At 68.5% G+C, this 14,240-nt stretch carries 15 protein-coding genes; 8 read left to right on the top strand and 7 right to left on the bottom strand.

Annotation, left to right across the window (positions count from 1 at the left end):
* The first annotated feature begins 324 nt into the window (after window positions 1-324).
* A complete protein-coding gene (locus ACWD4G_RS37460; protein ID WP_451301680.1) occupies window positions 325-954 on the top strand; it encodes a restriction endonuclease in 630 nt (209 codons plus the stop codon).
* Window positions 955-1,257: 303 nt separating this feature from the next.
* Here ACWD4G_RS37460 and ACWD4G_RS37455 read toward each other — a convergent pair whose 3' ends face one another.
* The 3 genes from ACWD4G_RS37455 to ACWD4G_RS37445 are packed head-to-tail and all read right to left on the bottom strand — an operon-like array spanning window position 1,258 to window position 3,437.
* Window positions 1,258-2,775: a LacI family DNA-binding transcriptional regulator gene (locus ACWD4G_RS37455; RefSeq protein WP_451301678.1), complete on the bottom strand. Its 1,518-nt coding sequence runs from the start codon at window positions 2,773-2,775 to the stop codon at window positions 1,258-1,260.
* A gap of 48 nt (window positions 2,776-2,823) precedes the next feature.
* On the bottom strand, window positions 2,824-3,216 hold the full coding sequence (locus ACWD4G_RS37450; protein ID WP_451301676.1) for a helix-turn-helix domain-containing protein: 393 nt from the start codon (window positions 3,214-3,216) through the stop codon (window positions 2,824-2,826).
* Window positions 3,217-3,275: 59 nt separating this feature from the next.
* On the bottom strand, window positions 3,276-3,437 hold the full coding sequence (locus ACWD4G_RS37445) for a helix-turn-helix domain-containing protein (protein WP_451301674.1): 162 nt from the start codon (window positions 3,435-3,437) through the stop codon (window positions 3,276-3,278).
* Window positions 3,438-4,009: 572 nt separating this feature from the next.
* Here ACWD4G_RS37445 and ACWD4G_RS37440 point away from each other — a divergent pair.
* The 7 genes from ACWD4G_RS37440 (at window position 4,010) to ACWD4G_RS37410 (ending at window position 10,919) form a co-directional block, all read left to right on the top strand.
* A complete protein-coding gene (locus ACWD4G_RS37440; protein WP_451301672.1) occupies window positions 4,010-4,933 on the top strand; it encodes a hypothetical protein in 924 nt (307 codons plus the stop codon).
* Window positions 4,930-5,625: an ATP-binding protein gene (locus tag ACWD4G_RS37435; RefSeq protein WP_407624058.1), complete on the top strand. Its 696-nt coding sequence runs from the start codon at window positions 4,930-4,932 to the stop codon at window positions 5,623-5,625. Before ACWD4G_RS37440 ends, ACWD4G_RS37435 begins: the two co-directional genes overlap by 4 nt.
* Window positions 5,626-5,708: 83 nt before the next feature.
* The gene (locus ACWD4G_RS37430) at window positions 5,709-7,010 is read left to right on the top strand and encodes a hypothetical protein (RefSeq protein WP_451301670.1); all 1,302 of its coding nucleotides are present in this window, start codon (window positions 5,709-5,711) and stop codon (window positions 7,008-7,010) included.
* A gap of 126 nt (window positions 7,011-7,136) precedes the next feature.
* Entirely contained in the window at window positions 7,137-7,505 is a 369-nt protein-coding gene (locus tag ACWD4G_RS37425; RefSeq protein ID WP_451301668.1) for a hypothetical protein, read from the top strand.
* Window positions 7,506-7,674: 169 nt separating this feature from the next.
* A complete protein-coding gene (locus tag ACWD4G_RS37420; RefSeq protein ID WP_451301666.1) occupies window positions 7,675-8,193 on the top strand; it encodes a MobC family plasmid mobilization relaxosome protein in 519 nt (172 codons plus the stop codon).
* Window positions 8,190-9,923 (top strand): relaxase/mobilization nuclease domain-containing protein, encoded by a 1,734-nt coding sequence (locus tag ACWD4G_RS37415; protein ID WP_451301664.1) that lies wholly within the window; start codon window positions 8,190-8,192, stop codon window positions 9,921-9,923. Before ACWD4G_RS37420 ends, ACWD4G_RS37415 begins: the two co-directional genes overlap by 4 nt.
* A gap of 117 nt (window positions 9,924-10,040) precedes the next feature.
* Window positions 10,041-10,919: a plasmid replication/partition related protein gene (locus ACWD4G_RS37410; RefSeq protein ID WP_451301662.1), complete on the top strand. Its 879-nt coding sequence runs from the start codon at window positions 10,041-10,043 to the stop codon at window positions 10,917-10,919.
* Between the two features lie 197 nt (window positions 10,920-11,116).
* Here the strand turns inward: ACWD4G_RS37410 and ACWD4G_RS37405 are convergent, their stop codons facing one another.
* The 4 genes from ACWD4G_RS37405 to ACWD4G_RS37390 form a co-directional block, all read right to left on the bottom strand.
* Window positions 11,117-11,824 (bottom strand): hypothetical protein, encoded by a 708-nt coding sequence (locus ACWD4G_RS37405; protein WP_451301660.1) that lies wholly within the window; start codon window positions 11,822-11,824, stop codon window positions 11,117-11,119.
* Window positions 11,825-11,922: 98 nt separating this feature from the next.
* Window positions 11,923-12,381, bottom strand: a complete 459-nt coding sequence (locus tag ACWD4G_RS37400; RefSeq protein WP_451301658.1) for a hypothetical protein — start codon at window positions 12,379-12,381, stop codon at window positions 11,923-11,925.
* 106 nt (window positions 12,382-12,487) lie between these two features.
* On the bottom strand, window positions 12,488-13,174 hold the full coding sequence (locus ACWD4G_RS37395; RefSeq protein ID WP_451301656.1) for a DUF317 domain-containing protein: 687 nt from the start codon (window positions 13,172-13,174) through the stop codon (window positions 12,488-12,490).
* Between the two features lie 385 nt (window positions 13,175-13,559).
* Entirely contained in the window at window positions 13,560-14,120 is a 561-nt protein-coding gene (locus tag ACWD4G_RS37390) for a hypothetical protein (protein WP_451301654.1), read from the bottom strand.
* Between the last annotated feature and the right edge of the window lie 120 nt (window positions 14,121-14,240).

Below are 14,240 nucleotides of genomic sequence, written 5' to 3'. Positions count from 1 at the left end.
TGCATGCTGGGTCAGTCACCAACCTGGGGGAGGATTCCTGCCTGGCGTCCCTGCCACATTCCTGTCGGGGGTCCTCAAACTGATCGGAAGAACCGGCCGGAGGCAGAAGAGCACAAGCGATTCTGCACCACGTGCGTACTTTGCGATGAGCCTCTAATACCTGGTCGGCACAGGTTCTTCACAGTCGGTGCGGAGAATGGGTGGCCGCTCGCCTGGCACACTCCGACAGAGAGCACAACGTGTGTCGCGGGGGTCAATCCCACTCCAGTCACCCTCGCCGCGCTCAAGCCCGGCGACCACATCATGGGGCCGGGCGGAGTACCCATGCTCGTCCACGAGTGCAGGCGGATTCGCAAGCCGAATCAGGCGCCCTACTACCGACTCCGCACAGGCAGTTCCGCGCCGGTGTACGTGCACCGCGCACATTTCTTCCTCGTCCCTGGCTCCGATGAGTTGGGGCGTCTGAAGGCCCAGGCAGAAGCGAATCAGGTGGACCTGCTGCCAGACGACGGATTCCTCTTTCCCACGCGCGACTCGCTACACATCAGCCTGGCGAGGATCGACCGCCTCACGCCAAGCCAGTTCGAGCAGTTCGTGTCTGGACTCCTTGAGCGATCGGAGTGCTCAATTACTCGGCGGGGTGGTCGGGCCAACGACATGGCGGCTGACGTCCTCGCCACCAACCGAGATGGTGTCTACATCGCGGTCCAGTGCAAACACACCCGAACAGGACGGAACGTCGGCGCTGCGACCATGTACGAGGTGAATGGCACAGCCGCCCCTGAACACGGAGCAAGAGTGGCGCTCGTAGTGACTAATGGAGGTTTCACGAGGTCAGCGCTGGCCTTCGCAGACAAGCACGAGATTCGAACCGTCGGCAGGGACGACCTTGCGAAGTGGGCCGACGGATCGCTAACCCTTGCCGACATCCTTGGCGAAGTACCCACCAACTAATGGCAGGGAGGTATTGGAGAACTGCCGTGGTGCTGAGGAGAGCGCCTGAACTGTTCCCCGAAGGAATTCATCGTCTGTTCCCACAGGGAGCAGCGTTCTCGTTCCCCGACACCAAACCCACGAGCGCCCCCAACTTGGCGATCTCTCCGACGCCGTTGTGAATGAAACACCGTGGCCCGTGTGCCCGCAGAAGTAACCGAACCCGTGCGCAGCGGAGCAGATGTGTGGTGGATTGATCGTGCACGTCCACCGGGTTGCACAGACTCTGCGATTGCCGCGACACCGTTGCGAGGCACCGTTCAACTACTTGCAGGCGACCACGTGCGCGCGCAGAAGATCGTCAAGGACACGGACCGGTGACGTGGGGCTCATCGCGAGGCGGGCGTCGAGTGCCGTCTCCCACTGCTCGGTCAGTCCGAGCATGAGACGCTTGCGCATCCCGGGGGTGACGTGGGCATAGCGCGCCGAGACGGAGCTGTCGATGTGGCCCATGCGTTCGTCCATGAGGACCTTCTCGGTTCCGAGGTCCTCCATCACGGTCCGGTGGGTGTGACGGAGGCCATGCGGTGTAAGGCCCTTGGCGATCGGGAGCCAGCAGGCGTCGGCCCGGTCGCTGGCGCCACGCCCTCGGGCTGGGACGCCGGGCCACGGCTCGCCGAGGAGCGGTACGGGGCGGGCTTCCTGCGGTGCCTTCTTCGGGTACCAGCCAGAGACCGCCGGGGTGAACAGCCAGGTGGCGAAGCCGTTTCGGCGCCAGTGGGCTGCGTGCTGCAATACCGCGCCGCCGCGCACGAACCCCAGGTCTCTGATGGCCTGTTCCACCCTGACCCGTTTGGCTTCGGTAACGCGGTCGGGGTGGTTGAGGACGTTGGACACCGTGCCCGTAGAGACTTCAGCGCGGCGTGCGACGTCGACCAGTTTTGCGCCCTGGTGGCCGCCGGTGCGGGCCGTGCCCTGGCCCCGGAAGACGTAGGTCTTGCCGTGGCACGGGCAGGGTTTCGGCTTCGTGCGGGCGACGTGGTTGGAGACCAGGGCCGACAGCCAGTCCATCACGTCGATGGTGCGATAGCTGTCGTCCTTGGGCGGGCAGCGCACCAGCTCGCCGGTGTCGAGTTCGTACAGCTGCCACTCGACGCGGATGGCCCCGGAGCGGGCGAACTCCGTCGCCAGGCCGACGATTTCACCCCAGCGCATGCCGGTGTACCCCTTGAGGACGACGGCGACGAACTCGTCGTCGCGGCCGGAGAGCAGGGCGGCGCGCTCCGCGGTGAGCAGGATTCCGAGCGGATCGGTGACGACCTTCTCCGGGCCGCGGTCGCGGGAGCGGCCGGCGCGCTTTCCGCGTCCGCGCCGTCTGGCGGCCGGGTTCGAAGCGATCAGGCCCTCGTCGATCGCGTCCTCGAAGATCAGGTGGAGCGTCGAGCGCCAGGTCTTGACGCTGGAGGCCGCGTAGACGGCCTTCTCCTTCTTCTCCCACAGGTCGACGTCCGTGCGCAGGATGCCAGCGAGCGCCTTGTCCTCGAAGTCAGGGAGGAGGTGCTCCTCGATGTGGCGCTTGTAGTTCTGCATGGTCGAGGCGGCCAGGTCCTGGGCCTCGTACCAGCGGTTCGCGTACTCGCCGAAGGTCTCCTGGCCAAGTGCCGGGTCGCGCCAATCGCCGCGCCGGTACTTGTTCTCGGCCTCGCTCGCGGCGCGCTGGGCCTCGCCCTTGGTGGCGAACCGGATCGCCTTGCCGGTGTCGTCGACGACCGTGAGGTGCTTGCCGGGCGCGGTCTTGTACCGGCCGCGCCAGTAGTTTCCGCGTTTCTCCGCGAAACCCAACTTCCGTCTTCCTCCCCTGCTCTCGGCTTGTGACTGGGCGCGGGCGCGCTACGCGACGGTCCCGTACTGGGTGCGGCGCGGCGGTCGGGCCCGCAGACGCCCTGGCGTCGGGGCCGTGGTCGGCTCAGGAGGCCGGGCGGCACGAGTTCGCGAGGGAGCGCTTGTCGCTGCCCGACTCGCCGGCGCGCTGCTGACGGATCGCTTCGGGCGCTCTTCGTGGAGGCGCACGATCTCGGCGAGGTGCGCGCCGGTGAAGCGGTAGGCGCGGCCGACGCGGGTGTGCGGGATGAGTCCGCGTCGGGCCCGGTCCTTGACCCACCAGGCGGAGCAGCCGAGGGCTTCGGCGATTTCTTCGGGGCGGTAGAGACGAGGCAAGGGGGCTCCGCCCTCGGTGCCGGGAAGGCGTCGTACGAGGGCAGGGGGTATGTCGGAGTGGTGCAAGAAGGGCGGGTCCTTACTGGGTGGGGGCGTGCTAGGCCAGCGGTGCTGAGCGGGCCTCGTCACGTGGCGGTCGGCCTCTGCAGCAGCACGAGAGGCGAGACGAGGAGGGCTTCGGCGATCACGACGAGGTCGTCGGCATCACATCGTCGTTGGGCGCGTTCGATGCGGGACAGCATGGTGTTGGACATCGGGTGGCCGAGGGCGGTCACTCGGCTGGCCAACTGCCTTTGTGACAAGCCTCGTTCGGTGCGGAGGATTCCGATGGTGCGGGCCGCCTGTATTCCAGCGGGTCCGACTTCCAATGAGCGTGGGGGCATGACTCCAATTGAAAGGTCCAATCGCCGGTTTTGGTAACCGGCGATCGTCGGCTATGTTGCGCTCGCGCGGTTCGCCGCGAAGCGGTTTCCGAGGGACCGGGAACGGCTTGGAGCGGGGTGTCGATCATTGCTCTGACGTGGGGTGTTGTGTTGTAGCTTCCCTGCTGGCGGCGCGTCAACGGCTTGCCGATGTGATGCTTCTGGCTCTGCGATCCGGGCAACTATTTGGTCAACAGCGGATCGTGCCTTACGGTTTTCCTCCCGCCCGCCACCCAGCCCCATTTCTCGCAGCCTTTCTGCCGTGAGAGATTGCGCCGGATAGGGCTGGACTTGCGCGACGGGGGTGTGGCTATGTTGACGACACCCCCGGAAACGCAATCGCTTCCCGGCGCGCGTCCGCGCCAACGTCCCCCGCCCCGACCGACGGTGAGCCGTGCTGTCCACGCACAGGCCACCGAGTGAGGACCGCCCCGCACTTGGCACGAATCCGCACCATCAAGCCCGAAGCCTTCGTCTCCGAATCCTTGGCCGCCGTCTCCCTGACCGCCGAGCGCACCTTCTTCGGCCTGCTCACCCAGGCCGACGACCAGGGCCGGCACCGCGACCACGCCGCGATCATCGCCGGACAGCTGTGGGTCCTGCGCCCGGAGCACACCCCGTCCGATGTCGAGACGGACCTCGCGCAGCTCTCCGACGCTGGGCTGATCTGCCGCTACAAGGCGCCGGATCACAAGCGGTACCTGCACATCGTCACCTGGGGCCTCCATCAGAAGATCAACCGGCCCAGCAAGAGCCGCCTCCCCGCGTGCCCGCATCACGACACTCCGACCGGAGTCATGCCGAGCGCAGCCGAGTCCGGATTCACGGAGCCCTCACTGCCGCCTCACGGAGCCCTCCGCGACGACGCAAGGGAAATACGCGAGCCCGCAGTGAATCCGGGCGCCGCTCGCGAAGCCGCAGTTCAGGACGGATTCCTGGAGTCCTCTGTGAGGGCTCATGGAGGACTCCCAGAGCATTCGGTGAACCCTCACTGCCCGGATCTAGGACCTAGGACCATGGATCTAGGAGATACCCCTTCGGGGGGCGCAAGCGCCCACGCGCCCGACACCGTCTCGGCCAAGCAGCTCCTCGGCGAGTACATCGCGGCGTGCAACCACCGCCCGCCGGACGCCTTCCTGAACCATCTCGGCGGACAGGTGCGCAAGCTTCTCGACGAGGGCATCGCCCCCGCCCATCTCCGGGCCGCCCTCGAACGCCACCGGGCCAAGGGGCTGTCCCCGAGCGTCCTGCCCAGCCTCGTCCACGAGGTCATGAACGCCAACTCCCCCGCCACTCCCGCGTCCCACCGGGCATGGACGAACCCCACCGACGTCGTCGTCGCCTACGGAGATGAACTCTGACCGCCACCCTCACCCGCGCACCCCAGCGCGTCGGCCCGCTCGCCGACCGGCTCAACACGATCCTCGCCAACCGCGGCATCGACCCCGCCGCTGCCACCCAGGAGCCGGCGCCCGAGACCGTCACCGCCCTGGAACTCGCCGACGCCCGCATCCCCGCCCGCTACCGCCGCGCCCTGGCCGACCACCCCCAGATCACCACCTGGGCCGACCAGATCGCCCGCGCCGGACGCCCCGGCCCGACCGGACCCGGCATCGCCGAGGGCCCCTCGCTGCTGATCGCCGGCCCCACCGGCACCGGCAAGACCTACCAGGCATACGGCGCCGTACGCGCCCTCCTCACCCGAGGCGTCCGCCTGCGCTGGGAGGCCACCACGTCCGCCGACCTCCACGCGCGGCTCCGCCCCCGCGCCGGCCACGACGGCGAACGCGAGCTCCAGACGCTGTCCCGCAGCCCGCTGCTACTCCTGGACGACCTCGGCGCGGCCAAGACCAGCGAGTGGACCGAGGAGCTGACCTACCGGCTGATCAACCACCGGTACGAGCACATGCTCCCCACCCTCATCACCACCAACCTCCCGACCGCCGAGCTGCGCATCGCGCTCGGCGACCGCGTCGCCTCCCGTCTCGCCGAGATGACCGAGCGGGTCATCCTCACCGGCCCCGACCGACGCCGCACCGCACCCGCCGCCTGACGGATCGCGCTTCCTCCCCACCGCTTCGCCCGCCCTCGCTTCCGCCTGCCCTCGAACGCGCAGGCCCCATGGAGAGCCTCTGCATGACACCTGGCACCACCACGCTCATCAGCGCCGAAATCATTGGCATGCCCGTCCTGCCGCACTGGATCCCTGTGCCTGCGGCCATCGCGACCCTGCTCATCACCCTCGCGCTGGTCACGCGATGGCTGTGGCCACGCGCCCGCAAGCTAGGCGACGGAAAGCGGCGTAGCAGCGCCGCCGTCCGGGTCGCCGCTGTCGCCGCGATCGGCTGCACCGCCTACAGCGCGGACACCAGCTGGCGCTTCGCCGCCGACTACCTCGGCATGGGCAGCACCGTCGAGCGCGCCTTCATGTTCGCCATCGCTGAACTGGCCTTGTTCGCAATGGCGTTGATGGCACGCCAGAACCTGAAGGGCCCCAGGCAGGCGCCGGGACCGCCTGGCGTACTGGTGTGGGTGATCACCGGAGGCCAGATCATCCCCGCCTACGCCGAGTCCGGTCCCGTCGGCGGCACGGTCCGCGCCCTGATCGGCCCGGTCATGGCCGCAGTCCTCTGGCACCTGGCCATGGGAATCGAGCTCCGCCACCACGCCCCCGAGGCCGCCTCACGCAGCCTGCTCGCAATCCTCGGCCGACAGGCACGCGAGCGACTGCTGGCACGCCTGGGCATCCACGACCAGGACGCCGATGCCGCACGACTCATCCGCGAACGCGCCCTGAGCCGGGCTGTCACGTTGATCCTCCGCATCGAGGCGATGCCCGAAGCGAAGCGCAACAAGGGACGTGCCCGGCGTGCGACTCGGCGCCTGCACGAAGCGCTGGAGAGGGCCGACGTCGACGGTGATCTCCGCCAGGACGAGCTGCTGCTGCGAAAACTCGGGACCCGACAGCAGGCCACGCGGTTGGCCTCGCTCCCGCTGCCCGAACGGTGGGAGACGCCCGGAGACCGAGTCAGCCAGCTCCGCACTGGCGCGGCTAAGCGGGCAAGGCCCGAGCGCCCGGAAGCCGTAGCGAATCCGGGCGAGGAAGGCGTACACCGGTCGGACCGCCCGGAATCCATCGGCCGCCCTCAACCCGCTACAGATGCAGCCGCGGAGGTGAGTACGGGCAGAGACGCGGATGCCGAGCCTGGCGAGAAGCCGGAGCCGATACGCCCGGGTCGCAAGCCCGACCTGCCACGGGATGCCCTCATCGCGTACGCGGAGCGCATCTACCGCAAGACGGGTCGCCTCTCGCGTGACTCCCTCAAGGCAGCCGTCCGTGCCGACGGCCACCAGGTCGGCACCGACCTGGCCCAGAGCATCGTCAACGCGGTCAAGGCCGAGCACCAGGGCTCAGCCCGTACCGGCCACCCCCTCTGAACTCTCCCCCGCACCGCTAACCACACATCGCTGAAAGGCCGTTCCGCCATGCCCCGCTCGACCACGCCCGCCTGGGACTGCCATGACTGGTCCTGCCCCATCTGCACCGCGCCTGGGCGCGACGAGATGACCCTGCTGCGCTGCGCCATCCTCACGCTGCTGGAACACGGACGATGGATGGCCCAGGACGAGATCTCCCTTCCCGACATCCTCTCTGGCGGCGGCCACTACCTGAGCCGACTCAGGATCGGCCCCCTGGGCCAGATCGATGACGACACCCCGGTGCCGGCCATCGAGCAGTGGGCTTGGCTTGAGGCCGAGCTGCGCCTAGTTGTCGCCCGCGCCGCCGGACTGGATGCCGTGAGCACGCTCGACCCGCGCATCGACGACGTCCTGGCCTCCGCAGCTCGCCTCCCGGAGCGGCGCCTGGTGGCGCTGCTCGACCTCGCCGCCGAGCAGTTCGCCGAGCTCAACACGCAATCGCACGCCGCCTGAACCCACCACCCCCGCAACCCCGACACAAGGACATCCCGTCATACGCGACCAGTACCCCGAACTCCCCATCGCCCAAGAGCAGATGGTCACCACTCCCGTCACACGCGCAGCAAGCAATAGCGATGGACCGTCCATAGGCCGGTCCATCGCGAACACCTCCGCCCCGGGGGTGGCGGAGGAGCAGCTCCGGCACGAGGGCGTGCCGGAGCAGGAGGGGGTGAGCGCCGCCGATCGGCCGACCGCTCTCGTCAAGGGGGCCAAGCCGCGTACGCCGTACCGCCGCGCGAACCTCGACGCGCAGCGTTCCGAGCACGTCACCGCCCGCTTCGCACCGCATGAGAAGCACGACATCCAGTCGGCGGCGAAAGCCGAGCACGTGACCATGGCGCGCTACATCGCCGACGCCACCATGGCCCGGGTCCGCGGTGAGATCACCGTCGCCGCTTCTCGCACGGTCTACGACGATGCGGTCGACGAGCTCGCCGCCCAGCGGGCGCAGATCGCCCGGATCGGCAACAACGTCAACCAGATCGCCCGCCGCCTCAACTCGGGCGGCGATCCACACCCTGTGGACACCGCGATCCTGCAGCGGGCGGAACGCCTGCTCGCCACCGCCCACGACACGGTCCGGGCGATCGACGACGCAGCCTTCCGGGCAGCCCGGCAGAAGACGGGCGGCCCGAGTTGATCGCGAACATCGTCAAGCCGGGCAGCCACACCCGCGGCGTGCTGGTGTACCTCTTCGACAAGGGCAGTGCCAACGAACACACCGACCAGCACATCGTCGCGTCCTGGGACGACTTCATTGCTGACCCCGGCCCGTGGGACAGCCCCGGGCACAAGCAGCGGCTCGCCCAGCTCACCAGGGCGCTGGATCTGCGGGTCGAGCAGGCCGGAGACAAGGCACCCGAGGGGCATGTGTGGCACTGCTCGGTGCGCGCCGCGCCCGAGGACCGCATCCTGACCGATGCCGAGTGGGCGACGATCGCCAAGCGCATGGTCCATGCGACCGGCATCGCACCGCACGGTGATCCGGACGGCTGCCGGTGGGTTGCCGTGCGCCACGCGGACGACCACATCCACATCGTCGCCACCAAAGTCCGCGGCGATCTGCGCCCTCCGCGGAACTGGAACGACTACCGCCGCGCCATGGCCGAACTCACCCAGATCGAGAAGGGCTTCGGCCTGACCCGGGTTGCGCGCGGTCCCGAAGCAGCCGCCGGCACTGCAGCGGCGAAGCGCCCCACTCGCGCCGAGCAGGAGAAGGCCAAGCGGCTGGGTCACCCCACGACGGCGCGCGCGCAGCTGCGGCACACCGTGCGCACCGCGCTCTCCCACGCGAAGGATCTGGAGGAGTTCTTCAACCTGCTCGCCGACGCCGGCCTTCAGGTCGAAACGCGCACGCTGCCCTCCGGCGACGTCGGCGGCTACAAGGTCGCCATGTCCGACCACACCAACACCGACGGTGAGCCAGTCTGGTACTCCGGCTCCAGCCTCGCCACCGACCTGTCCCTCCCGCAGATCCAGCAGCGCCTGGCCGCCACCGAAGCACACACCGCCACCACAGCCTCACCAGCCAGCCACTACCGGCGCAGCCCGTGGCACCAGGCCACCGCCGCCGCGGAACGTATCCCCCACCACCTCGATCACGCCGACGACAGCGCTGCCCAGGCCCACCTGACCGTCTTCAGCGAGGTCCTCTACGCCCTGCCCGCCCACGCCCCCGTCCACCTCAAGGCCGAACTCCAGCGCGCCGCCGTCGCCTTCGAGCACGCCGCCCACACCCGTGCCCGCGCCGACCACCAGCACGCCCGCGCCCTGCGCGGCGCTCTGAAAGCCATGCGCTACCAGCCCGCGGACCGCACCGGCCTGGCCATGCTCCTGGACGCCGCCATCCTCGTCGTCCTCGCAGCCCAGCGCCGCAGCGCGCTACGCCACCACGACCGGCAGGTGGCCGCCGCCCGGCAAACGCTCATCCATCTCCAGGCCGTCTACGACCAGATCGCCCCCACCAGCCTCGCCGTACTCGCCGGGCACCGCCCCTCCGACAGCACCGTCCACCGGTACGCCCGCACCCTGCACGAGGTCCTGCCCTCTCATGCCGGACAGATCCTCACCGAGGCCGCCTGGCCCGCGCTCACCGCCGCCCTAGCCGCTGCGGAAGCCGCTGGCCACAATCCCGCTACCGTCCTCGAACAGGCTGCCCGGCAACGTTCCATGAGCGACGCCAAGTCGGCATCCGAGGTTCTCGTCTGGCGCATCCAGCGCCTCGGCGACCGACACCCTCCCGGCGCCCGTGCGCAAGCCGCACGAACCCGCAGCCCCCACGTCTTCGGCGTCCGGTCCACAGCGCGGGCCACCGCGGCGACACCCGCCGCGTCCGCGCCACCGCCATCTCCCACTCACCGGACGCGGTGAACACCAACCGCCACACAGCCCTGACCCCGGTCTGACAGCGCCGCAGGACATCTACGGCGCCCCACCAACACCCCACCCGACAGGGAGCACATCATCCAGACCCACCCCACCGCCGGCATGTTCCCGATGCTCAGCGCCGACGAGTTGCACGATCTGGCCGAGTCCATCAAGGCCGAGGGCCAGCACGAGGCCATCGTCCTGACCCCGGACGGTGTCCTGCTGGACGGCCGCAACCGTCTGGCCGCCTGCGAGATCGCCGACGTCGAGCCGCGCTTCACCACCTACACCGGCAGCGACCCCGAGGGGCTGATACTCACCCACAACCTGCGCCGCCGGCACATCAGCAAAGGCCAGCAGGCCATGATCGTCGCAATGGCCCGTTTCTTTTCGGAACACTCCCTGCGCCATCAGGCCAAGGTCCACAGCGTCAGCCTGACCCGCCTGTCCAACGCGGCCACGGTCCTCAAGCACAACCCCCACCTCGCCGAGCAGGTCCGCATCGGCACCCTCAGCCTCGATACCGCCTACAGCATCGTCCGCGAAGACCAGGCCCGTGTCGCTGAGATCCAGGCCCAGCACAATCGCTTGCGCGAGCACGCCCCCGACCTCGCCGAACAGATCAACGAGGGCCTCCTCACCCTCGACGACGCCACGGCCGCACTCGACCAGCGCCAGCACGAAGAACACCTCCGGCAGTCCGTGCAGCACGCGGACGCTCTCCGCCTCGCTGACGGAGAACATGCCCCGCCCCTGGCCCAGCTCGTCGAGCGGGGAGACGTCACCTGGGAACAGGCCCACCAGCGCGCCGAAGAATTCCTCGTTTGCCGGCGGAACACCATCCAGCAAGCACAGCAGGCTCTCCGGGTGGTCGCCGAGAACTGGGCCGCGATCGAAGACCTCGCCGCCCGGCCCGACACCCCCTACAGCCGGGACGTCCTCGACGGCCTCACACCCCAAGTCCGCTCCCGCGTCCAGAACCTGACCGCCCTGGCCTGACACGACGACGCCCCTGGCGGCCGGCCTTTTCGGCTCCGGCCGCCAGGGGCGAGGGAAGTGAAGTCCGTCCAGGTCACGGGGCTCACACTGTGAGGAAGGGCAGGCGCCTCCGCGACCAGGGCGGGGATCTGGCGCTGTAGGAACCGGCCTTCGCTTCGGGGCCTACGGCACAGTCCGAACCGGCCGATCCCGCCGCGTCACCCCGTATGCCTGACGGCCGTGGCCTTGGCCACCGCCTCGTCCAAGTGAACATCGACCAGGCTGGGGCTACCGGAGAGCACGACGACTACCGTCCCGGTGCGGACGGCCGTCTGCTTGACGAAGCTGCTCCGCCCGCCAGAGGTGAGGGTGAGCAGCAAACTCCACCGCTCCTCACCCAACCACGGAGCGGACACCTTCTGAGCCGTGACCGTGACGGCCGTGCTGCCGACGAGCACCTGGTAGCGGGGGCAGGTGGTCATCGCCTCGAAGATCCGGCCGACACCGCCGGAGAGTGCGGCCGCGGTACCGCTGTACAACTCCTCGGAGACCTCCGAGCCGGTACCGCTCGCGTAGGTGAAGGAGACCTTCGCCCGGCGCGGGAAGTCGAGGCTGCCGCCGACCGCAGCGTCGCCGCCGAGTTCACCCAGCGCGGGACAGCCGGTCACGGTGACGTCATCGTGCCGGCTGGGCTGCTCCGCCTTGCGGGCATAGCCCTCGCCCAGGTCGCTCTCGTCCAGAAGCCGCTTGGCCAGCGCGGCTGAGGACAACGGCACGGCAGCCGAACCATTGCTGCCTTCGTGACGTCCGGAAGCGGAGGCGGAAGACGTCGGGTCCGTGGCGCGGGTGCTGCCGCTGGAGCAGGCCGCCAGGACCAGGACGGACGCAGTACCCATGCAGAGCGCGGTCGTGGTGGGAAAACGCATGTGGGACCCCCATGTTGGTGCGGAGTGAACGGTCTGACCAACCCGGCTCTCCGGGGCCGGCGATGTGGAGGGGAAGGAGGCAGGGGGTTTCGTGGGAGTCAATGGCCGAGATGGCGCAGGCCGTCCTCAAGGGTGGGATGCCAGTGGTCGGCCGGACCGGAGTGGCGGTTGTACCAGGCCGCGTCCAGCCCCGGCTCCCTCGCCGTGTGGCCGGCACGGCACCGCAGCCACACCGAGTCGTCGCGCATGCAGAGGACAACCCAATTCCGGTATGCGCCGCACGCGTGACACTCGCGTACCTCTCCGTCGATGACGAGCGGCTGGTCCCAGCGCATCATGAACCCGGCGACATCCTGGCGGGACGGGGCCCGAAATTCCGGCGGCAGGAAGTCAGAGCCCAGCACAGCCTCCGTCGCCTCCTGGGCGGCAGCGGAGACCGAGCCGAGCGCATCGGGCCAGGGCACTTCGGTGTGCATCTGCAGCAGCGCCTGGCCCGCACGCTGAGCATCACGGAACTCACGGTCGGCGCGAGCACGTCGCCGGAATATTCGGAACATACAGGTCTCCTTCTCTGCCATCCGGCGAGTTCGGGGAACGGTCCGCTCAGGGAAAATCGACGCTCGGCGAGGAGCAGCACAACAGCCACTCCTGGAGCGCGGGTCGTCAGCCGCGACGGACGACCATGAGTCGGCCCTCGGCGTCCTTGGGCAGGGTCCGGCGGGACACCACGGCTGGCGAGGCCAGCGAGGAGGCGAAGGCGGCGACCAGGTCATGAGGGACGCTGGCGCTGAAGCTGGCGCACCACAGATACGGAGCGCCGAGAACAGGTTCCGCCCACGCCTGCCACCCCATCAAATCAGGGCGCGGATCGGCGTCCTGAACAAGCGGCGGCTGCAGCCCCAGGGAGACGGTGGCGGAGAACCCGGGGTCCATGGCGGTGGTGTGGGGGCTGTCCGGGTCACGGACCCAGCCTTGGGCACCGAGCGCGCTCAGAACGGTCTCGGGCCCTTCGACGCCGATGTCGGGTACCTCGCGGGCGTCGATCGCCATGAGGAGGTCGATGAGCGCCTCGTACGGGATACCGGTGGTGAAGTAGGCGTTCCACTCCGTCATCACGGAGTCGGCATGTGGGCGGGCACTCAGTTGCCAGGCCACGGGCAGTCCGCCCAGTTCGAACGGGTAGGCGGCGAGGACCCACTCGGCCCCGCACAGCTCGTCCGGGCTGACGTACAACAAGGTGTTGCGGGAGGTGGGCCACATGCGCCAGCCGAGGCCGGTCAGGGTGGTCCCGATCTGCTCGGCGAGAGCGTTGTCGTCACCGGCCAAGTGGCGCGGGGTTACCCAGTACAACGGCTCCTGCGAGTCAAGGTGGAGGGGGTCGTTGGGGTGGTGCGGGTACAGGGGCGCCTCCGTGGGCTCGGGGGTAGGTACTCTGGCGGAGCGTTGTACGTTGACATCTTCTGCCGCTCGGCACCAGTCGTTGCGGGATCTTTCCTGTCTGCCCCGGGCGAACTGTTGAAATAGCGCCTTGTTTGGATCATGAGGGTTCGCAGAAATATCCGATTCGACGAACACCTTCCCCAGCGCAGTGAAGCGCGCAGCTCGGGCATCCTGATCACCTTGGTGACCCGCCGCTCGCATCTCTCCGCTGAAGGCTTCCCGAGGCGGGACAACGGGTGTCCCAGTGGCTTTGCCGACGCGGGTCACCGCCGCACACGATGCCGAGTCGTGTCGATCACCACTCGTAGGTGAACTCCGCGGTGTCGTCTCCCAGAAACATCTTGAAGTCGAAGTTGACATAGGACGGCTTCGACTCGGAACTGAAGCCGTACTTGAGGGTGGAGGTCTGCCCCGGGGCCAGCCGGCCAGCGTCCAATGACATACCCACGTCGTTGGCCGAGTCGATGATGTTGTGGGTCGCGCCGCCGTCCGTGTTGACCTCTGTCATGACATCTCCAAGGTCGACGCTCTTGTCACCCTTGTTCGTGAACTGCACGGTCACCAAGTAGTTGAACTCGTCGCTCCCCAGAGACGTGTCGGATGGGGTCCACGCCTTCGGCGCCGACGGTGCGATCTCAAGCCCGTCGAGGGACTCGGTGTCCCTTCCCAGGATCGCCGTATCGTCCGCTGCCGAGACCAAGATCGACGTGCCCTGCACTTCGGTTACGAAAGGAGCCACGGGTCGTTCTGCGGCGGAGCTGACTTGGCTCGATCCAAGGGCCGTGAATACTGCCCCAAGAGCAACAACGCCGACGCTTGCGGCGACCCTGTGGGTGTAGTGGGTCTTGTTGTACATGGCGGATTCCTTGAGGAGGGGCTAATACTGCAGCCGCAGTTGGTGTGACGGTTGGTCTGGCTGCTCGTTGAAGTGGGCATGGGTGGGGACGTCACGGTTGATGAGGTGCACCGCTGGGCG

It is taken from the genome of Streptomyces sp. NPDC002643 (assembly GCF_053592555.1).
This window is presented reverse-complemented; position numbering and strand designations above follow the sequence as displayed.